The sequence below is a fragment of the Bradyrhizobium sp. Crot121 genome (assembly GCF_059512385.1).
The window spans coordinates 1-20,268 of sequence record NZ_JCAMOR010000057.1; the positions used below are offsets into that span (position 1 = coordinate 1).

The window sequence follows — 20,268 nt, forward strand, 5'->3', positions numbered from 1 at the left end:
TCCACAAGACCGCCTCCCGCCAGGGAATCAGTCTTCGCCGATCTTCGCAACAAAGATGTGTGCATTAGATAGCCGGTCACCGGGGAGAGCACGAAGTAAGCCGTAAAACCATCGCGCAGGGAAAGCCGGAATGCTTCGGTTGAACCTGTGGTCCTACCCCCGTGCTTTTTTTGCACGGGACCCATGGGTGCAACCAGCACCCGGCTTTCCCTGCGCCCTCTGCGATTTGAGAGGGTGGAAAGTGAAGCAAAGCTCGGACGCAAAGCGCCGCGAGAATGCGGACACTGATCCTCACGCTATTTGAAATTTGAATCAGAACCCCACCCCACGTCGTCCGGGCTTGCGCGCCGCGGCGAAGCCTCTTGGCGTAGCCGGGATCCGGGACCCAACCCCAGGCCGTTGTCGTGTGCTCCGCTGTAACCGCTTGCTCGCGCCACAACACCTTCCTGTGGTTATGGGTCCCCGATCCCGGGCGCAATTGCGCCCTAGGCGGGGACGACAGCGGTGCAAGGTTCAACGGGATCGTAGGATGGGTAGAGCGAAGCGAAACCCATCATCGCGCAACTTGCTCCATCGCGATGGGTTTCGCTTCGCTCTACCCATCCTACGCAATCGCTGTTTGACAATGAATCAGAACCCAATCGCCCTCATGGCGAGCAACGCAGCTACGCCGCCGCGCTCTGCCGTTTGCGCAACGCTGCCCCGAAAGCCTCGAACAACTTCTTGTTGATCGGGTTGCGCTGCGGGTCGTACTCCGCGTGCCACTGCACGCCGAGTGCAAAGCCCGGCGCGTCGGCGATGCGGATCGCCTCGATGGTGCCGTCCTCGGCGACGCCTTCGATCACGACGCGTTCGCCGGGCTCAAGGATGCCCTGCCCGTGCAGCGAATTGACACGGATGGTCTCGCAGCCCAGGAGCTTCGCGAACACGCCGCCCGGTGTGAGCGTCACGTCATGCCGGTCGGCGAACACGACCAGCGGATCCGGATGGATCTCGCCATTCTCCAGCCGCGGCATGCGATGATTGATGCGTCCGGGCAGTTCGCGGATCTCGGGATGCAGCGAGCCGCCAAAGGCGACGTTCATCTCCTGCAGGCCGCGACAGATGCCGAACAGCGGAATGCCGCGCGCGACGCAGGCTTCCGACAACGCCAGCGCAACCTCGTCACGATGGATGTCGTAAGGCTCGTGACTGATATGCGGCTCGCACTTGAAGCGGGTCGGGTGCACATTGGCCCGCGCTCCGGTCAGGACCACGCCGTCGACCACGTCGAGCAAGGCGCCGACGTCGGTAATCTCGGGCGAACCGGCGAACATCAGCGGAACAGCGCCGGCGACATCGGTGATCGCGCGCAGGTTGCGCTCCCCAACCATCTGAACCGTGAAACGATCTTCGATGCGATGGGCGTTTCCGATTACGCCGACCACGGGCCGTCTCATTGCTCAGCATCTCGCGTAGGAATGATTTTCTATGTTTGTCATGGTTCCAGAGAGATAATGCCCCCGACTGGATCATGGATCAACATATTATGCTGGCGGAGCACATTGGCACGAGACGCAGGCGCGGCGGGGTCGAGGGACGAACGCGGCCCCGCAGGCTGGGCCGGGCGGCCTGCCGCTAGGGAAGGCCTGCCCGACGGGCAGCGGCAAACCGGCACACGGCTTGATCCCGACGGGATTTTGGCGACAAGGTGAGATCAATCGATGCGCGAAGGAATCGACGTGAGGCTACCCGGCGGCGACCACCTGCAGGCCCGCAACGATCTGGCGTGGGCGATCAGCGTCGGCGGCATCGGCATCGTGCTGTTCGCGGCGCTCTTGGCGCTCGCCTGGCATTACGCGGCGACGCTGTTCCTGATCTTCGCCGGGGTCCTGCTCGGCGTCGCGCTCAACGCCCTCACCAACCTGCTCGGCCACGGAGTTAAGCTGCCCCATGCGCTTCGGCTGACCATCGTCTGCCTGGCGCTGGCGGCGCTATTGTCGGGCGTCGTCTTTCTCGGCGGAGCGACTATCGCCGAGCAGGCCTCCGCGCTCAGCGACACCATCAAGTCGCAACTGGTCAACGTGAAGTCCTTCCTCGAGAGCCACGGCATCGACACCAGCTATCTCGACTTCAGCAACCAAGCCTCCGCACCGACGGACTCGTCGACGCCGACGACCCCGGGCGCCGCGGCGACCCATAGTCTTCCGAGCGCCGGCGCGCTCGCCTCCAGCGGCGGCGCGATCATCAGTCAGACCCTCAAGGTGCTGCTCGGCACCGTGAGCGCGGTCGGCAACTTCTTCATCGTGCTGTTTCTCGGGCTTGCCTTCGCCGCCCAACCCAGCATCTACCGCGCCGGGCTATTGTTCGTGATGCCGGCCCGGCACCGCGAGCAGGCCACCATCATCGTCGACCGTATCGGGGACACACTGGAGCGCTGGCTGATCGCCCAGATCATCACCATGGGCGCGGTGTTCTTCGTCACCTGGATCGGGCTCTCGATCATCGGCATCCAGAGCTCGTTCATCCTGGGTATCCAGGCCGGCCTGCTCGCTTTCATTCCGACGGTGGGCGCGATCCTCGCGGGATTGATCGTGGTGCTCGCGAGCCTTGCCTCGGGCTGGATCGCGGCGCTCTCCGCCTTCGTGCTGTTCCTCGGCGTGCACGCGATGGAGAGCTACGTGCTCACCCCGATCATCCAGCGGCAGGCGCTCGATATTCCGCCTGCCACGCTGTTTGCGTTCCAGATCCTGCTCGGGGTGGTGTTCGGCGTCTGGGGGCTCGCGCTTGCGCTCCCCCTGATGGCAATCGCCAAGGTGATGCTCGACCACTTCAAGGCCGAGGAGCCGACTGCGGCGGCGTGAGGAGCCTCAGGCCGTCACGACGATCTCGGTATGCTCGACCTCCGGCGGCGCGGCAAAGAACGGCCCGACCAGCGCCCGCCAGGCGGCGAAGTCTTCCGAGCCGCGGAAATCGACGGTGTGGTTCTCCAGCGTCTCCCACTTCGCAACCAGCCGGTAGCGCGAGGGCTTCTCGATCGACTTGTGCAATTCGAACCCCTTGCCGCCCTTGGCGCGCAGAAACAGCGGCCGCGCCTTCTCCACCGCAGCTTCGAAATCCTTCTCGCTGCCGGGCTTGACGTCGATGAGTGCAATTTCGGTGACCATTGGGCTTCTCCCTGGAAAGGGCCCGTCTCTAGCCCAGCTTGTGGAAAAGAAAAAGGCGCCTCGCGGCGCCCTCACCGATACGGGATGTTCCCGTTACCTAGTTGAACACGAGCACCGTGCCGAGGACCATCAACGTGATGCCCAGAAACATCAGCATCGGCCAAGGGCTGCGCGGGCGGCCGTAGCGGCCTTGGGCGCGGCGCTCGGCGATCAGCGCGGTCTCGTATTCAGCCGAGCTCGAGAACAGGCAGGCGAACCCGCCGCGGGCGGTGGTGGCGGCGGCTTCGAGCGACAGCAGGGCGGATTGGGCATTGTGAAGGCGAGTCGATTCCATGGCCCGGATCATAGGAATCGAATGGTAAATGGAATCCTACCAATATCGCTCAAATCGCTCTCACGCCGCGATCGGCGTCTCGCGCGCCTGCGGTGCGAGACCGGCGGTCTTGCGCCGCCAGTTCTCCAGCGACAGCGGCAACTCTTCCGCGGCCTCGACGCGGTTGCGGCCGCCGCGCTTGGCTTGGTAGAGCGCGGTATCGGCGGCCGCCAGCAGCACCTCGAGCTCGGTGCCCGCCGGTCCACCCGCAACGCCGATGCTGACGGTGGTGTCGACCGCCCCCTCGTCGCAGACGATGCCGGAGGCCTGGAAGCACTCGCGCACGCGCTCGGCGGCGAGCACGCCCTCCTCCAGCGAGCACGGCAGCAGCGCCGCGAATTCCTCGCCGCCGATGCGGCCGGAGAGATCGCTGATGCGGAGGTTGTTGACGACGACGGCCGAGAATAATTTCAGGATCTCGTCGCCGGCGGGATGGCCGAAACGGTCGTTGATCGATTTGAAGTGGTCGATGTCGAAGATCATCACCGTCACCGGCCGGCCGGCGCTTGCCTCGCGTTCGATCACCCGCGTGCAGGCCTCGGCAAAGCCACGGCGGTTGAACATACCAGTCAGAGGATCCATCGAGGCCGCCGTCTTGTGCGCGGTCACCTCGCGGTCCGATACCAGCATGAAGATCACGAAGACGGTGCCGATCGCATAGAGGATGAGTTCGACAGCGAATACCGTCACCCAGGTGCTGTCGCCGAACGCCGCATCATGCGGGCGCAGGAAATTGCCGACCAGGATCGGCAGCAGCAGCACGCAGCCGTGCAGCACGGGCACCGCGAGTGCGGGCCATCGCCTTTGGGTCGCGCGCCGCCGCTCGCTCCACAATTCGGCTGCCGTGAGGCATGCGTAGATCGCGATGATCGCGGCGCCGATGGTCAGCTTCAGCGTGGGCAGCTCAGGCGGCAAGGTCAGCGCGGCGCCGACCCAGGCGATCGCGCCGAGCACGAGACCGGCGACATTCGGCTTGCGGCCATGAAACACGCGTGCCGCGTTCCACACCATGCCGCAGGCGATGAAGCCCACCGCATTCAGCGCCAGCGAAGCAATTTCGCCCAGCATCGAGCCCGCGATGGTCGATGCCGCGACCGCAGCAGCACCGAGCAGATACGCGCTGCCCCACCACTTCAACGCCGGAATCTTCTCTTGATTGCCGAAGAACAACAACATGGCGCCGAGCATTCCGGCCACCATGGTGGCAAACAGATAAAGCGTCGAAGTATCGAACGACATGAGCCCTGCCTGGTGCGTGTGATGAAAGCGTGTGATGCCACGATCTCAAGGGCGCGATCCGAAAAGGATAGCGCGCCGTTAATGCTGCTCAGGCTATGCGTGGCGCGTTGGCAATCCGTTTGCGTGCACACAAAAGTTTTCGGGAAAAACTGCGACAATTGATGCGCAAAGGTGCAGCAAAAAGGGCGCCTCGCGGCGCCCCTTCGCAATTGGTGCAAATTGCAGTGAAGCGGTTAGCGCTTCGAGAACTGGAACGACTTGCGCGCCTTGGCGCGGCCGTACTTCTTGCGCTCGACCGTGCGCGAGTCGCGGGTCAGGAAGCCGCCCTTCTTCAGGACGCCGCGCAATTCCGGCTCGAAATTGGTCAGCGCCTTGGAGAGACCGTGGCGCACCGCACCGGCCTGGCCGGACAGGCCGCCGCCGGTGACCGTGCAGATCACGTCATACTGGCCGGCGCGGGCGGCGGCGACCAGCGGCTGCTGGATCATCATCCGCAGCACCGGACGGGCGAAATAGACTTCGACGTCTCGGGTGTTGACGGAGATCTTGCCGGAGCCCGGCTTGACCCAGACGCGGGCAACCGCGTCCTTGCGCTTGCCGGTGGCATAAGCGCGGCCGTACTTGTCGATCTTCTTCACATATTTCGGCGCATCGGGAGCCGCCGGCTTCAGCTGCGCAAGCTGATCGAGAGACTGCATGGTATCGGACATCTTATGCGGCCCTCATGTTCTTGCGGTTCTGCGAGGCGAAATCGATTTTCTCGGGGTTTTGCGCTTCATGCGGATGCTCGGCGCCGGGATAGACGCGCAGATTGCCCATCTGCATGCGGCCGAGCGGACCGCGCGGGATCATGCGCTCAATCGCCTTCTCGACCACGCGCTCCGGGAAGCGACCCTCGAGGATCTGCTTCGCGCTGCGCTCCTTGATGCCACCGATATAGCCGGTGTGTTTGTAGTAGACCTTCTGGTCGCGCTTGCGACCGGTCAGCACCACGTGAGCGGCGTTGATGATGATGACGTTGTCGCCGCAATCGACATGCGGAGTGTAGGTGGGCAGGTGCTTGCCGCGCAGGCGCATCGCGACCATGGTGGCGAGCCGGCCGACCACCACACCCTTGGCGTCGATCACGACCCACTTCTTCTGCACCTCGGCGGGCTTGGCCGAAAAGGTTTTCATGTGAGCTGTCCGTGGAAAGGAGTTTTCGGCGCAAGACTGCCGCGCCGGACTGGCGGCTTTCTAGAGAAGCGAACGAAATTCGTCAACGCCAATTGGCGCGATTTATCTTAGCAAAAACAATGGCTTATAAATAAGGTGCAATAATACCTTCAGAAACTCTATTTATTTGGAATGGAATAGGTCGCCGTCACATGCGCAATCGGATCCGCCGAATCGCCCGAAAGCAGGTTGACCTCCCCGACCGCCAGCCGCTTGCCGAGCTTCAGCAGCCTCGCCGCCGCCAGCACGTCCCGCCCCGGCTGGCCCTTGCGGAGGAAATTGATGTTGAGATTGGTGGTGACCGCCAGACCCACCGGGCCGATCGCCGACAGCAGCACCACATACATCGCGAAATCGGCCAGCGCCATCAGCGTCGGACCCGACACGGTGCCGCCCGGCCGCAGCATCCGCTCGCTGTAGCGCTGGCGCAAGAGACAGGTCTCGCCGTCGGCGCTCTCGATGATGATGTCGTTCCCGCTGAACGCCTGCGGAAACTCCTCGCGGAGGAACCTCTCCACTTCAGCCACGCTCATTTTCGCCAGCGCCATGCCGTCCCCACCCTCGATTCAGTCAGCGTGTTACATTAAGTTGTAGCCAAGCCTTAATTGACAAAAAGCCTTAGTGGAAATCTGGAGATGCCCCAAGCAGCCCGTGCCGTCGCGCCGCAATCGCCGATCCTCCTGCGCGAGCAGGTCGGCAGCATCGCCGTGCTGACGCTCAACCGTCCCGCCGCGCGCAACAGCCTCTCCGAGGGCCTGATCGCCGAGCTGCATGGCGCGCTGAAGGCAATTCATGACGATCCAGCCGTGCGCGGCGTGGTCATTGCCGCCAACGGCCCCGCCTTCTCGGCCGGCCACGACATGAAGGAACTCACCGCGCGCCGCAGCGATGCCGATCGGGGCCGCGCCTATTTCGCAGAGATCATGAATGCCTGCAGCGCGATGATGCAGGCGGTCGTGCACCTGCAGAAGCCAGTGGTCGCTTCCGTCCAGGGCATTGCGACCGCAGCCGGTTGCCAGCTTGTCGCAAGCTGCGATCTCGCTGTCGCCTCGGAGAACGCGGCCTTCGCGACGCCCGGCGTCGATATCGGCCTGTTCTGCTCGACGCCGATGGTGGCGCTGTCGCGCAACGTTCCGCGCAAGCAGGCCATGGAGATGCTGCTGACCGGCGAGCCGATCTCGGCCGCGACCGCGCAGACCATCGGCCTCATCAACCGCGTCGTGCCTGCCGGCACCGAACGCGAGGCCGCGATTGCGCTGGCGCAAAAAGTGGCGCTGAAATCCGCCTACACTGTCAAGCTCGGCAAGGAGGCATTCTACCGCCAGGCCGAGATGACACTCGCGGACGCCTATCGCTACGCCGCCGAGGTGATGACCGAAAACATGATGGCGCGCGACGCCGAGGAAGGTATCGGTGCCTTCATCGAGAAGCGCGAACCGAAATGGCAGGATAGATAGTTTCCCGTCATTGCGAGCGAAGCGAAGCAATCCATCCATCCGCTTGCTGAAGCATGGATTGCTTCGTCGCTTCGCTCCTCGCAATGACGCAGCTGACATAAAGACTAGAGATGAACCACGACAGCTACCCCGATAACTACATCCGCGGCATTCTCAACGGCGTGAAGTCGATCGCGATGGTCGGCGCTTCGCCGGTCAATGTGCGGCCGAGCTATTTCGCCTTCAAATATCTGGCGGAGCGCGGCTACGACATGATCCCGGTCAATCCCGGCCATGTCGGCAAGAGCCTGCTCGGCAAGCCCTTCGTCGCGTCGCTCGCCGACATCGGACGCCCGATCGACATGGTCGACATCTTTCGCAACTCCAGCCACATCATGCCGGTTGTCGAGGAGGCGCTCAGGCTGTCGCCCTTGCCGAAGGTGATCTGGATGCAGCTCGGCGCACGCGACGATGCGGCCGCCGCAAAGGCCGAAGCTGTCGGCATCAAGGTCGTCATGAACCGCTGCCCGAAAATCGAATATGGCCGCCTGTCATCAGAGATTTCCTGGATGGGCGTCAATTCGCGGACGCTCAGCTCCAAGCGTGCGCCCATGCCGACGCAGGGCATGCGGCTGTCGCTGAATCGGATGAGCGTCGGCGGCGGCGAAACCGCCGCATCCGATCGTGCCGCAAAGAACAAGACCGAGACGACGTGACGCAACGGCGAAACAAATGTTTCGACATCGCGTCATAACGAAGCACGCTGTTCCCAACGCGCATACGGCTCGCAACTCGCCTTGACGGCCGTCGTTGCTGCCATCAGCATGCCGCGCATTTCATTTCCGATCCAACACAGGACACTCAGAATGACCGATCGCCTTCCGGGATTTTCGACCCTCGCCGTGCATGCCGGTGCGCAGCCCGATCCCACCACCGGCGCGCGGGCGACGCCGATCTATCAGACGACGTCATTCGTGTTCAACGACGCCGACCATGCGGCCTCATTGTTCGGCCTGCAGTCGTTCGGCAACATCTATACCCGCATCGGCAACCCGACCAATGCGGTGCTGGAGGAGCGCGTCGCCGCACTCGAAGGCGGCACTGCCGCACTCGCGGTCGCATCGGGACACGCCGCGCAGGTCGTGGTGCTGCAGCAGTTGATGAAGCCGGGCGACGAGATCATCGCCGCGCGAAAACTCTATGGCGGCTCGATCAACCAGTTCACCCATGCCTTCAAGAGCTTCGGCTGGAACGTCGCCTGGGCCGATCCGGACGAGATCGAAAGCTTCGAGCGCGCGGTGACGCCGCACACCAAAGCGATCTTCATCGAATCGATCGCAAATCCCTCCGGCAGCATCACCGATATCGAGGCCATCGCCGCGGTGGCGCGCAAGGCCGGCGTGCCGCTGATCGTCGACAACACGCTGGCAACGCCGTATCTGATCAAGCCGATCGACCACGGCGCCGACATCGTCGTGCACTCGCTGACCAAGTTCCTGGGCGGCCACGGCAACTCGCTCGGCGGCATCATCGTCGATGCCGGCACCTTCGACTGGTCGAAGGACAACAAATATCCGATGCTGAGCGAGCCGCGTCCGGAGTATCACGGCATCAAGATCCAGGAGACCTTTGGCAATTTCGCCTTCGCGATCGCCTGCCGCGTGCTCGGCTTGCGCGATCTCGGCCCGGCGCTGTCACCGTTCAACGCCTTCATGATCCTGACGGGCATCGAGACGCTGCCGCTCCGCATGCAGAAGCATTGCGACAACGCCAAAGCGATCGCGGAATTCCTGGCCGACCATCCCGCGGTGGCGTCGGTGAATTACGCCGGGCTCTCCGGCGACAAGTACAACAATCTCGCGCGCAAATATGCGCCGAAGGGCGCGGGCGCCGTGTTCACCTTCAGCCTCAAGGGCGGCTATGACGCCGGCGTCAATTTGGTGTCGAACCTCAGGTTGTTCTCGCACCTCGCCAATGTCGGCGACACCCGCTCGCTGGTGATCCACCCGGCCTCCACCACCCACAGCCAGCTCGACGATGCCGCGAAGATCAAGTCCGGCGCCGCCCCCGACGTGGTCCGGCTCTCTATCGGCATCGAGGACAAGGACGACCTGATCGCCGACCTCGACCAGGCGCTGCGGGCTTAAGGTCCCCGTGTGCGGAACGCGCCAAGTTCTCTTCGTCATGCCCGGGCTCGTCCCGGGCATCCACGTTCTTGGAAGTGGCGAACAAGAGGACGTGGATGGCCGGGTCAAGCCTGGCCATGACGGTGAAGGCGCTGGTCTGATGTCGCGAGCCTCTCATTAACGGTCATTCCGCTATAAGGTGGCATTCTGTCGCCCTCTCGATTCGGAGACGACGATGCTACGCTCGATATTGTTCTCTTCGATCGCCCTGCTTGCGATTGATGCCGCCGTTGCCGCGGACGGCCCGGTTGCAACCAAGCGCGCGGCCTACCGCGCCGCCCACCAACTGCCGCCCGGCCTGCCGCGCCCGCACTACAAATACCGGACGTCAGTGACATCAGCCCCCTACATCCGCCATGGCCGCCAGATCGTCGTAGCCGAACAGGATCCGGACGTGCTGTTCACGCCTGCGGCCGTGATCCCTTACGTGCCGTTCGTCAATGGCGAGCCGATCCTGCCGGGCTCGTCGAGCCTGCCCGGCTATTACGGCAATCACTTCTCCTACAGCTATGACGGCCCGTATTATGGGGGCCCCTACTACGGCGGTCCCTACTGGAACCGCCTGCCGTACGCCTGCGGCGTTTACGGCTATTGCTAGCCGCGACAGGACGCCCGCGTGGCAAAGGCATCGCGAAAAGCCGAAACATCGATCGACGCGATCGCCGCCGACCTCGTCGCCGTCCTGGTCGCGGTCACCGAGAGCGAGCCGAAGATCATGACGATCGCGAATGCGACCGCGCTGCCGAGCGGTCCGTTCCAGTTCGGGCACCGCTCGCTGCAGACCGGCCTGCGGGCCTGGGTCGAGGCGCAGACCGGACACCCGCTCGGCTATGTCGAGCAGCTCTATACCTTCGCCGATCACGGACGCACCGGCGACGCCAGAGCGCCGCATCGCATCTCGATCAGCTATCTCGGCCTGACCCGCGAGGACCAAGTCAGAGAAGGCTCGGAGGGCCACTGGTCCGGCTGGTATGAGTACTTCCCGTGGGAAGACCATCGCGCGGGTACCCCGCCCCTGATTGCAAAGATCGTGGCGCCGAAGCTGCGCGCCTGGGCCAAATCGGCAGAGAGCACCTCCGTGCAGAAGGCACGTTGGCAGCGCGCCGCCATCACCTTCGGCCTCGACGACCGCACCTGGAACGAGGAACTGGTGCTGCAGCGCTATGAGCTGCTCTATGAGGCCTCCCTGATCCCCGAAGCAGTTCGTGCCAAGGGCACCGGGGATGCCGTCGTACCCGGCCGCGCCATGATATCGGATCATCGCCGCATTCTGGCCACCGGCATCGCGCGGCTGCGTGCCAAGATCAAATACCGGCCGGTCGTCTTCGAGCTGATGCCAGCCGAATTCACCCTGCTGCAACTGCAACGCAGTGTTGAGGCCCTTGCAGGCCGTACCGTGCACAAACAGAACTTTCGGCGCCTGATCGAGCAGCAGGAACTCGTTGAAGAGACAGGCGCAATGGCTGCCGAGACGGTCGGTCGCCCGGCCAAGCTATTCCGCTTCCGTCACGGCATTGTGGCCGAACGGGCCGTCGCCGGTACCAAGCTTCCGCTCTCACGCTCTTGACTTCCATTATGCTCAGGATAAGTATAATGCGAAATATACTCAAGGAGAGCATAAATGGCTGCAATCTCATCCGGTGCGCTCGCGCGCACCGCGCCGCTCTATGACCGCGTCAAACGGGTGATCCCGGAATTCGAATGGGCGACCTTCGCCGATGATGTCGACGCCATCCTAGAACTCAAGCGCACGCGCAATGCGGTGGTGCTGGCGCACAATTATCAGACGCCGGAAATCTTCCATGGCGTCGCCGACATCGTCGGCGACAGCCTCGCGCTCGCGCGCGAGGCGACCAAGGTCGATGCCGACGTCATCGTACTCGCCGGCGTGCACTTCATGGCGGAGACGGCAAAGCTGCTCAATCCCGAGAAGACGGTGCTGATCCCCGACCTCAAGGCCGGCTGTTCGCTCGCGGAGTCCATCACGGCGGCCGATGTACGGCTGATGCGCGAGCGCTATCCGGGCGCCCCCATCGTCACCTATGTCAACACCTCGGCCGCGGTGAAGGCGGAGTCCGACATGTGCTGCACCTCAGGCAATGCACTCGCTGTGGTGCAATCGCTCGGCGTCGAGCATGTCATCATGCTGCCGGACGAATATCTGGCGCAGAACATCGCCGCGCAGACCAAGGTGAAGATCACGGCCTGGAAGGGCCATTGCGAAGTGCACGAGCTCTTCAATGCCGAGGATGTGCGCCAGCTTCGCGAGAATCATCCCGGCGTCACCATCCTGGCGCATCCGGAATGTCCGCCCGAGGTGGTGGCTGAGGCGGATTTCTCGGGCTCCACCGCAGCCATGTCCGGCTTCGTCAGCAAGGAGCGTCCGGCACGCGTGGTGCTGCTGACGGAATGCTCGATGAGCGACAACGTCGCGGTGCTCCATCCCGACGTCGAGTTCATCCGCCCCTGCAATCTCTGCCCGCACATGAAGCGGATCACGCTGAAGAACATTCGCCACGCGCTCGAGACCAACGAGCACGAGGTCACGATCGATCCTGAGATCGCTGAGCGCGCGCGGCGCTCCGTCGAAAGGATGCTGGCGCTATGAGCTTGGATGTTTCGGCCTTGGCCGGGCAACCGGTGATCATTGGCGGCGGCGCCGCTGGATTGATGACGGCCCTGCAGCTTGCGCCCGCACCGGTCGTGCTGCTGTCGAAATCGCCGCTCGGGGCGGAGGCCTCCAGCATGTGGGCGCAAGGCGGGCTCGCAGCGGCGGTCGGTGACGACGACACCCCTGCCCTGCATCTGCAGGACACCATCGCCGCCGGCGCCGACCTTTGCGACGAAGAAGCCGCTAGCCGCATCGTGGATGCCGCGCCCGCTGCCGTCGAGGGTCTCGCGCGGCTCGGCGTCGGCTTTGATCGCAGGCCAGACGGGAGCTGGCAGCTTGGACTCGAAGCCGCGCACAGCCGCAAGCGGATCGTTCACGCCACCGGCGACGGCACCGGGCGCGAGATCATGCGCGCACTGATCGCCGCCGTGCGGCGCTGCCCGTCGATTACGCTGATCGAGGGTTTTGAGGCGCGCCAACTCATCGTCGAGGACAACGCAGTCGAGGGCGTGCTCGCTGCAAACGAGCGTGGCTCGCTCGTCATCCCGACTAACCGCGTCGTGCTGGCGACCGGGGGCATTGGCGGCCTCTTCCAGGACAGCACCAATCCGATGGGCTGTTTCGGCCAGGGGCTGGCGCTCGCGGCCCGTGCCGGCGCCGTCCTCTCCGATCTCGAATTCATCCAGTTTCACCCTACCGCCTTCGACGGACCGTCGCGACCGATGCCGCTGCTGACCGAAGCGATCCGCGGCGATGGCGCGATCCTGATCGACGAGACCGGGCAGCGTTTCATGGCGAACGAACCGGGCGCCGAGCTCGCGCCGCGCGACATCGTGGCGCGCGCGGTCTGGCGCCGCCGCGCCGAGGGACACCGCGTCTTCCTCGATGCACGGCAGCATCCAGGCAAGAATTTCGCGCAGCGCTATCCCGTCATCAGCGCGTTCTGCAAGATGGCCGGTATCGATCCGGCCGACGATCCGATCCCGGTGCGTCCGGCGGCGCATTATCACATGGGCGGCATTGCCGTTGATGGCGAAGGCCGCAGCACGGTGACGGGCTTGTGGGCCTGCGGCGAGGTCAGCCGCACCGGCCTGCACGGCGCCAATCGGCTCGCTAGCAATTCGCTGATGGAAGCCATCGTCTCTGCGCAATGGGTCGCCGAGAGCGTCAATGGCGTGGCTAGCGGTGCCGCTCCTCTGCGCACGCCGACCGCGCTCCCGCCTGCATCAGATCCATCGACGGTGCGGCCGTTCGTCTCGCAGGCCCTCGGCGTGCTTCGTGATCGGCCCTCGATCGAGCGCGCCATTCGCAATCTCTATCCGATGGCCAGGGGGAGCGGCTCCGCCGCCGATCCGGCGCTGGTCGGATTGATGATCGCCGTCGCAGCGTCAAGGCGCGAGGAAAGCCGCGGCGGCCACTACCGCACCGACTTTCCGGACACGTTGCCCAAGGGCGTGCCCTCCACTTTCACCCTCGCAGGTGCACTCAGTATCGCCGGCGAGATCATCGAATCCGAACTGCCGATCAGGAGCGCTCAGTCGTGACACTCAATCCCCTTCTGCCCCTGATGTACGAACCCCTGGTGCGAACCGCGCTGCTTGAGGATCTCGGCCGTGCCGGCGACATCACGGCGGACGCGATCGTGGCCGCCGACCAGCGCGCTTCGCTCGCGTTGCGGGCACGCCAGCCGGGCGTCGTCGCCGGCCTCGATGTGGCGCGCTGCGCCTTTCAAACGATATCACCAGCGATCCGAATCGAGATCGAACGGCCCGATGGCAGCGTCGTCGCGCCCGGCGACACGATCGCGACCATCAACGGCCCGGCGCGCGCGCTGCTGACGGGCGAGCGGACCGCACTCAATTTCCTTTGCCACCTCAGCGGCGTCGCAACGGCAACGGCGTCGCTGGTTACTGCCGTGAAAGGCACGCGCGCGCAGATCGTCTGCACTCGCAAGACCACGCCCGGCCTGCGCGCATTGGAAAAATACGCGGTGCGCGCCGGCGGCGGTAGCAATCACCGCTTCGGCCTCGACGATGCCGTGCTGATCAAGGACAACCACATCGCGCTTGCCGGCAACATCCGCACCGCGATCGAGCGTGCCAAGGCGCATGTCGGCCATCTCGTCAAAGTCGAGGTCGAAGTCGACACGCTGGCGCAGCTCGAAGAAGCTCTGGCGCTCGGGATCGACGCGGTCCTGCTCGACAACATGACGATCGACGATCTCAGGCAGGCCGTGACGATGACGCGCGGCAAGGTTATCACGGAAGCATCGGGCCGTATCACGGCCACCACTGCGCCCGCGATCGCGGCGACCGGCGTCGACCTCATTTCCGTCGGCTGGGTCACGCACTCCTCGGCCGCCCTCGATATCGGGCTGGATTATCTCTAGCGGGTGATGAGGCTGCGTTTCGGGCACTCTGTCAAAGAGCTGCCCGCGCGCCTTCCTTGCGATAGTAGAAAACCTGCCGCGCCCTGACCTCGTTCTCAACAACCCCGATCAGACCGACCAGCTTTTCGGAGGTGCGAACCTGCACAATGTCGGGCGTAACCACGAATACCGTCGCCTCATCGTAGGGATTGGCGCTCATAATCATATGGCGCGTTTCAGCGACGACGTTTGCCCATGCCTTGGCGTGGCGCTCGGACCTCGCGAAATATGAGGTGCATGTCTTGAGCGCCAGATCATAGGTCGCTTCCATGGACGGAATTGCCATCGACGGATATTCCCGATCGAAATAGACGAGCGCTTCGGTCAAATCTGATGTCACCGAGGGGCGGAGCGCTTCGGCGAGCGCCTGCGCGTGGTTGAAGCAGACGTTGCTGAACATCCACGACCGCTGTGCAAAACTTGCTTCTGCGAACGCGGCTGCCGCCTTGGGCACGAAACTGAACCACCAGCGCGCGATCTCGAGTAGCTGGAATCGGACGTTGTATTGCTCCCGCTCGAAATCGCCGGGCGCAAGTACGGCAAGCGCCGCGATGCGATCCGTATCGAGCACGCGCAGGCTGGTCGCCGCAACCGTGGCGGCGGCTCCGAGATTGATCAACAGAGCCGCGGCGCGATCGGGCTCCTCAAGCATCGAATCGTTGAAGGCATCGGCAGCCAGGAACGAATCCCACAGCGCATTGGCCATAATGAGCCGGATCAGGGAATGCTCCTCGGTAGCCGCCAGCAGCGGAGACGAGGCGCGCGGAACGTAGCTCACGAGAGAGGGATTGTGCCCGACATAGGGACAGGTGATCGCCGTGTTGATCCGCTTCGATCCGGCCGTGAAGCTGCCCCAGAAGGCATTGAACGCAGGTGACAAAAAGTTCGCCAATATCGTCTCACGGGACTGCGCCGGCGATGCCGATGTCCTCTCGCCCGCAGCCGATCTCATCCGCTCGCGAATATCACGCGACGTCGCATCGATCAGCGCCCGGCGCATTTCGCCGTCGCCGACGGGTGCAGGATAGGTATCGCGCGTTTCGAAGAAATACTGGCCGCGCAGCGACCCGTTGTCCCGCAGCACGGCGATGCCATGTCCCATCACAAGCATGCGCGAGCCGGCCGACGTGCTCAGGGTCCAGGCGATCTGACCATCGCCCACCGGCAGGCCCGCATTCACGCCTTCGAAGGCGATGCGCTCCTGCGCGCAGGTCGCACGCGCTGCCACCTGGATCGGGTCGGAGGCGCTGAAACGCGCTTTGGCCTGCCGCAGATAGTCCTGGCGGGCAGCAAGCAGGGAATTGCGCGCAATGACCGCTTCGCGCTCGGCCGTGAGCCGATCGTTTGGCAGCGATCGCAGGGCCGGCAGGGTGCGCAGCCAAGCTGCGTTGAGCTTGGTCATGTCGCCGAGCGCAAAGAAGCGCTTGTCGAGCAGTTCGATCGCGGGATCGATTTTCCCAAAACCGCTGCCATCCTGTATGGCTTTTGCCCGACGCGGATCGCCCTTCATGATGGCCATGAATTCGTCGAAGATCGCGACGTAATCCTTTGCGCCCATCTCGACGAGCCCGCGGCGACAATTGTCGAGCGTCTGCTCGCTCATTCCACCGTTATGGGCAAACTGGCCATGGCCGCCGTTGTTGACCTGGGCCAGATAATAGTCGGCGTGATAGCTCCAGAATGCCTCCGCGACGATCTCGCCGGAGACCAGGTGGGCCGGGCCAATCGCCCAATTCACGAAATCGACGACGGTAGCGACCAAATCGCCGTCCTCTGCCACATCGGCGTCGGGGATAAGGATTTCACGTGCAATCACCCCCTGAGGCTCAAGCGCGCGCCGAGCCTCCTCGTTCTCAATCATCTGCATGCACCGCCCCAAGATGCCCCCTCTTCTACAGACACTTCAGCGACGCGGAATCCGCAATACAAACGAGAAAAAAATGTCACATGGTGTTTTGATACCGCGAAAGGTCGGAGCGGCCCCCCTTTCGCGGCCATTCGCAGCGCGGCGGAACCGGCGGCGCGCGATCTTCGGGCTGGATCGATGGCGTGTGAGATTATTCAGCTGCTGCGCTGGTCGACGCCTTGCTCTGGCGCGTCAGGCGACTGTTGCGCTGGAACACCGAATAGGTCCCGAGCGCGAACAGGATCACGAGGAGCTGCAGCGACAGCGCTTCCAGCGTCGGGTTCAGGCCGAGATCGGCGAGCCAGGACAGGCTCTTCAGTTCCGTGAACGGCAGCAGAGCCTGCTCCTGGAATTCCTGCACGGCCTCGCCGATGAACTTGATCGCCATCACGAACAGGAAAGCCGAGGTCAGGATGAACAACGGCCGCAGCGGAATCTTCTGGGCGATCAGGTTGATGAAATAGAACAGCACCGCAAGCGCAATGGTGGCGGCGCCGAGGCCGGCAAACAGGCCTGCGCTCCAGCCGCCTTCCGTAGTGGCCAGCGCGTTGATGAACAGCACGGTCTCGGCGCCCTCGCGGAACACCGCGAGGAAAGCGAGCGCGCCGACCGCCCACACCGTGTCCTGCGCCAGCGCCGTGTCGGCCTTGTGCGCGAGATATTCTTTCCAGCCCTGCGGGTCCTGCTTCACCATCAGCCAGCCGCTGACATAGAGCATGAGGCCCGCGGCAAAGAGGATGATGACGCCCTCGAGGATGTCGCTGTGCTCGCCCGAATTCAGCACCGCGAACAGCCAGGCCGCGATGATGCTGGCGCCGACCGCAGCCAGCGCGCCCCCATAGAGCGCCTGGATGCGATGACCGGCGCCAACCTTCGACAGGTAGCCGGCGAGCGCGGCGATCACCAGCATCGCCTCTAGGCCTTCGCGTAGCAGGATGACCGCGGCCTGAATGAATGCAGACGACATGAGCGAACCCATTTTTCGCTCGTTCTATCGCCAGGGATTTTCAAGTAAAGCGATGTCGGGCCGCACGATTTCGTCAACTGCCGGAACATTCAAAAAGCCCGTGCAAAACGGGCACCTCTGGCGGCAACGATAGATTAGAATAGCTCCACTCAACCGGGTTGACCGACCGGCACGGCAAGCTTTGGCCGTCCCACTTCGCGGCGTCGCGGCAGCAACCGCTCGACCTGCAGGACCGCCAGCGTGAGCACCACGATCGCCACGGCCTGGTGCATGAGCGCGAGATCGATCGGCACCTGGTTCAAGAGCGTCAGGATCCCGAGCGTCGCCTGTAGCGTGATCGCCGCCACCAGCCACCAGGCGCCGGCGATAGCCGCGCCGCTTGCGCGCGAACGGATGGTGTCGATCGCATGCAGGATCGCCAGCGCCAATAGCGCGTAAGCAGTCATGCGGTGCTCGAACTGCACCGTCAGCGTATTGTCGAACAGGTTGCGCCACCAGGGCTGCTCGAAGAACAGACGCCCCGCGGATGGAATGAAAGCGCCATCGATCTCTGGCCAGGTGTTGTAGACCTTTCCCGCGCGCAGCCCCGCGACCAGCGCGCCGAAATAGAGCTGCAGGAAGGTCAGCGCCAGCAGCAGCAAAGCGGTGATCTTCAGCCGGAGCGGCGCCGGATTTGGCGGCCGGTCGGAAAGCCGCCGCAGCGTCCAGACGATCGCCGAATAGATCAGCAGCGCCAGTATCAGATGGACAGCGAGGCGATATTGCGAGACCTCGACCTTCTCGGAGAGGCCTGAGGCGACCATCCACCAGCCCACCGCCCCCTGCAGCGCGCCGAGCCCGAAGATCAGCCAGAGCCGCCGCTTCAATTCGCCGTCGGTGACGGCGCCGCGCCACAGGAAATAGAGGAACGGCAGCAGATAGGCGATCCCGATCACGCGCCCGAGCAGGCGATGGCTCCATTCCCACCAGTAGATCGTCTCGAACTCAACGAGCGTCATCCCGGCATTGAGCTCGCGATATTGCGGGATCTTCTTGTAGCCCTCGAAGGCTTCCGCCCATTGCGCCTCGGTCAGCGGCGGCAGCGTGCCGGTGACCGGCTTCCATTCCACGATCGAAAGCCCGGATTCGGTGAGCCGGGTGGCCCCGCCGACCAGCACCATGATCGCGATCAGGGCTGCGACCGAAAGCAGCCACCAGCGAAGGTGAGCATTTTGGGAGGGCTCGGGGGCGGAACGTGCGGTCATCGGTCCTGCTTGATCGGATTGGCGCGCCCCTTATAGTCCGCCTCCTCGCAGGCGCAAGGCGCGCTTTGCCTCACGAGTTATCGATCAACCGGCCATGAATATACGCACCCGCAAGCTGCTTGGAACCATCTTCCTGCTGATGCTGGTGGTGGTGTGGTCGCTGCTCGGCATGACGGTCGCGCAGACGCCTTGGCTCGCCAATTCGGGCTTGCTGCAGGCGATTTTCTATGTCGTGGCCGGGCTCGGCTGGGTGCTGCCGGCGATGCCGATCGTGGCCTGGATGTCGCGGCCCGACCGCGCCTAGAGCTTCGGTTCTGAGAACCCCAGCTCTAGATTCTTGTTTGACGCGTTTTCTTCACGCGAACCGGTATCCACTTCGCTCGAAGACGCTCTAGATCTGCACGCGCGGCCTCGGAAACATCACGCCCGATAGCAACACCCGCATCATGCGCAGCGAGCGCCGCCGTCCGTCCCAGGACACCCGCGGCAACGCGTGCAGGTTGGTCCGCCCCTGCGCTCCCACGATACCCGCGATGCTCGACACCGCGCTGTCAAAGCTGGTCTCTCCGGCCATCAGCATATGCGGACGGCGAAAGCTCTCGCTGTCTCCGAACGGATAGGCAAAATGCCTGATCTCGCGACGGATGCCGGCCTCGAGCACCGCCCTGCCCATCGCCGTCTCGCGCTCGGCATCGACGTCGCGCAGGTTCGACAGCGCCGGATAGTTCACGGTCGCGCTGCCGATCGTGACATTGGGATCGGAGGCGAGCATCGTGAGATCGCTCCAGTCCATGGAGGCGCCGCGCGAAAGCGCCGCCAGATCGACGCCGTAGCGCTTGCAGAGATCGTTGATTGCAACGGAGAGATCCGGCGGCGCCAATGTCCGCATCCATTTCGCCAGGAACTCGTAGAGCTCGTATTTCTCCGCGACACCAGCAATCGAAAAATGCAGTTCCTTGCGCTCGATCACGAGGCTGATGCGGCTCTCGCGCGCGATGATCTTCTCGAGCGCCAGCCACCACGCCTCCCCCAGCCCATCCGGAAACGCACTCGGCAGGTAGATGGCGAAGGGCACGCCATGCTTCAACAGCACCGGATAGGCGTCCGTCGCCAGATCCTTGTAGCCGCCGTCGAACGTCAGGCAGGCAAAGCGGCGCGGCAGCGGCAAGGTGACGGCGCGGCGGCAGGCTTCGTCGATCGAAACGATATCGTAGTTCCAGCGCCTCAGCGCCCGGATCGTGCGATCCAGGAACCGAGGGGTGATCTCGCGCGAGGCCAGCGGCTGAAACCGGTCCCGACGGCGCGCACGCACGCGCTCGAAGCGCAGGATGGCGCCGGCCCCGCCGGCCTGCCGTTGCCGTAACCGCGCATAGCCTGAGAAGTAAGCGAGCTCCATCTGTGCCCGCTTCAAGAAAGTGATTTCCGACACCACGTCCCGCCCCCGATCCGGCGGCTCCCAGGCGCCGTCTAACGATTGTTATTACTCTTTGTTGACATTTCCCTGCGAAGGTCGCCCG

At 63.8% G+C, this 20,268-nt stretch carries 21 protein-coding genes and 1 pseudogene; 10 read left to right on the plus strand and 12 right to left on the minus strand.

The genetic code is table 11. The features are described 5' to 3' along the window. Both AC5ZGW_RS33260 and AC5ZGW_RS33265 read right to left on the minus strand, forming a co-directional pair. Window positions 1–200, minus strand: a pseudogene (locus AC5ZGW_RS33260) (hypothetical protein); the annotation flags it as partial. Between the two features lie 465 nt (window positions 201–665). After that, a complete protein-coding gene (locus AC5ZGW_RS33265) occupies window positions 666–1,439 on the minus strand; it encodes a gamma-glutamyl-gamma-aminobutyrate hydrolase family protein (protein WP_130228818.1) in 774 nt (257 codons plus the stop codon). Between the two features lie 264 nt (window positions 1,440–1,703). Between AC5ZGW_RS33265 and AC5ZGW_RS33270 the strand changes: the two genes are divergently transcribed. Further along, entirely contained in the window at window positions 1,704–2,843 is a 1,140-nt protein-coding gene (locus AC5ZGW_RS33270) for an AI-2E family transporter (RefSeq protein ID WP_130228817.1), read from the plus strand. A gap of 6 nt (window positions 2,844–2,849) precedes the next feature. On the opposite strand, the gene AC5ZGW_RS33275 is transcribed toward AC5ZGW_RS33270, so the two are convergent. The 6 genes from AC5ZGW_RS33275 to AC5ZGW_RS33300 all read right to left on the minus strand — a co-directional run bounded on the left by AC5ZGW_RS33275 (window position 2,850) and on the right by AC5ZGW_RS33300 (window position 6,521). Further along, entirely contained in the window at window positions 2,850–3,146 is a 297-nt protein-coding gene (locus tag AC5ZGW_RS33275; protein ID WP_028162832.1) for an antibiotic biosynthesis monooxygenase family protein, read from the minus strand. Window positions 3,147–3,243: 97 nt separating this feature from the next. After that, window positions 3,244–3,480: a hypothetical protein gene (locus AC5ZGW_RS33280; protein ID WP_028162833.1), complete on the minus strand. Its 237-nt coding sequence runs from the start codon at window positions 3,478–3,480 to the stop codon at window positions 3,244–3,246. Between the two features lie 60 nt (window positions 3,481–3,540). Then, window positions 3,541–4,758, minus strand: coding sequence for a GGDEF domain-containing protein (locus tag AC5ZGW_RS33285; protein WP_130228816.1), 1,218 nt, complete (start codon window positions 4,756–4,758; stop codon window positions 3,541–3,543). Between the two features lie 233 nt (window positions 4,759–4,991). After that, a complete protein-coding gene (gene rpsI, locus AC5ZGW_RS33290; RefSeq protein ID WP_028162835.1) occupies window positions 4,992–5,468 on the minus strand; it encodes a 30S ribosomal protein S9 in 477 nt (158 codons plus the stop codon). A 1-nt stretch (window position 5,469) separates the two neighbouring features. Further along, window positions 5,470–5,934, minus strand: a complete 465-nt coding sequence (gene rplM, locus AC5ZGW_RS33295; protein ID WP_028162836.1) for a 50S ribosomal protein L13 — start codon at window positions 5,932–5,934, stop codon at window positions 5,470–5,472. Window positions 5,935–6,092: 158 nt separating this feature from the next. Then, window positions 6,093–6,521, minus strand: coding sequence for a PaaI family thioesterase (locus AC5ZGW_RS33300; RefSeq protein WP_130228815.1), 429 nt, complete (start codon window positions 6,519–6,521; stop codon window positions 6,093–6,095). An 87-nt stretch (window positions 6,522–6,608) separates the two neighbouring features. On the opposite strand from AC5ZGW_RS33300, the gene AC5ZGW_RS33305 reads away from it, so the two are divergent. From AC5ZGW_RS33305 to nadC, 8 genes are all read left to right on the plus strand, one after another. Further along, complete coding sequence (locus AC5ZGW_RS33305; protein ID WP_130228814.1) at window positions 6,609–7,430, plus strand: enoyl-CoA hydratase; 822 nt, start codon at window positions 6,609–6,611, stop codon at window positions 7,428–7,430. A 110-nt stretch (window positions 7,431–7,540) separates the two neighbouring features. Further along, window positions 7,541–8,125: a CoA-binding protein gene (locus AC5ZGW_RS33310; protein WP_130228813.1), complete on the plus strand. Its 585-nt coding sequence runs from the start codon at window positions 7,541–7,543 to the stop codon at window positions 8,123–8,125. Window positions 8,126–8,275: 150 nt separating this feature from the next. After that, the gene (locus AC5ZGW_RS33315) at window positions 8,276–9,556 is read left to right on the plus strand and encodes an O-acetylhomoserine aminocarboxypropyltransferase (RefSeq protein WP_130228812.1); all 1,281 of its coding nucleotides are present in this window, start codon (window positions 8,276–8,278) and stop codon (window positions 9,554–9,556) included. A 214-nt stretch (window positions 9,557–9,770) separates the two neighbouring features. Beyond that, window positions 9,771–10,193: a hypothetical protein gene (locus tag AC5ZGW_RS33320; protein WP_130228811.1), complete on the plus strand. Its 423-nt coding sequence runs from the start codon at window positions 9,771–9,773 to the stop codon at window positions 10,191–10,193. Window positions 10,194–10,211: 18 nt separating this feature from the next. Next, window positions 10,212–11,162, plus strand: coding sequence for an NUDIX hydrolase (locus tag AC5ZGW_RS33325; RefSeq protein WP_130228810.1), 951 nt, complete (start codon window positions 10,212–10,214; stop codon window positions 11,160–11,162). Between the two features lie 54 nt (window positions 11,163–11,216). Continuing rightward, window positions 11,217–12,203 carry a quinolinate synthase NadA gene (nadA, locus tag AC5ZGW_RS33330; protein WP_130228809.1) on the plus strand — a complete coding sequence of 329 codons (987 nt, stop codon included), beginning with the start codon at window positions 11,217–11,219 and terminating at the stop codon, window positions 12,201–12,203. Beyond that, the gene (locus AC5ZGW_RS33335) at window positions 12,200–13,750 is read left to right on the plus strand and encodes an L-aspartate oxidase (protein ID WP_130228808.1); all 1,551 of its coding nucleotides are present in this window, start codon (window positions 12,200–12,202) and stop codon (window positions 13,748–13,750) included. The genes nadA and AC5ZGW_RS33335 overlap by 4 nt, the downstream gene beginning before the upstream one ends. Further along, window positions 13,747–14,595 (plus strand): carboxylating nicotinate-nucleotide diphosphorylase, encoded by an 849-nt coding sequence (gene nadC / locus AC5ZGW_RS33340; protein ID WP_130228807.1) that lies wholly within the window; start codon window positions 13,747–13,749, stop codon window positions 14,593–14,595. Before AC5ZGW_RS33335 ends, nadC begins: the two co-directional genes overlap by 4 nt. Window positions 14,596–14,626: 31 nt before the next feature. Here the strand turns inward: nadC and AC5ZGW_RS33345 are convergent, their stop codons facing one another. The 3 genes from AC5ZGW_RS33345 to AC5ZGW_RS33355 all read right to left on the minus strand — a co-directional run bounded on the left by AC5ZGW_RS33345 (window position 14,627) and on the right by AC5ZGW_RS33355 (window position 18,751). Continuing rightward, complete coding sequence (locus tag AC5ZGW_RS33345) at window positions 14,627–16,501, minus strand: DMP19 family protein (RefSeq protein ID WP_130228806.1); 1,875 nt, start codon at window positions 16,499–16,501, stop codon at window positions 14,627–14,629. Window positions 16,502–16,691: 190 nt separating this feature from the next. Further along, window positions 16,692–17,507 (minus strand): FTR1 family iron permease, encoded by an 816-nt coding sequence (locus AC5ZGW_RS33350; protein WP_130228820.1) that lies wholly within the window; start codon window positions 17,505–17,507, stop codon window positions 16,692–16,694. Window positions 17,508–17,656: 149 nt separating this feature from the next. Then, on the minus strand, window positions 17,657–18,751 hold the full coding sequence (locus AC5ZGW_RS33355) for a COX15/CtaA family protein (RefSeq protein WP_130228805.1): 1,095 nt from the start codon (window positions 18,749–18,751) through the stop codon (window positions 17,657–17,659). Between the two features lie 94 nt (window positions 18,752–18,845). On the opposite strand from AC5ZGW_RS33355, the gene AC5ZGW_RS33360 reads away from it, so the two are divergent. Further along, window positions 18,846–19,055 carry a DUF2842 domain-containing protein gene (locus tag AC5ZGW_RS33360; RefSeq protein ID WP_028162849.1) on the plus strand — a complete coding sequence of 70 codons (210 nt, stop codon included), beginning with the start codon at window positions 18,846–18,848 and terminating at the stop codon, window positions 19,053–19,055. A gap of 87 nt (window positions 19,056–19,142) precedes the next feature. On the opposite strand, the gene AC5ZGW_RS33365 is transcribed toward AC5ZGW_RS33360, so the two are convergent. After that, entirely contained in the window at window positions 19,143–20,183 is a 1,041-nt protein-coding gene (locus AC5ZGW_RS33365) for a polysaccharide deacetylase family protein (RefSeq protein WP_130228804.1), read from the minus strand. Window positions 20,184–20,268: the final 85 nt, after the last annotated feature.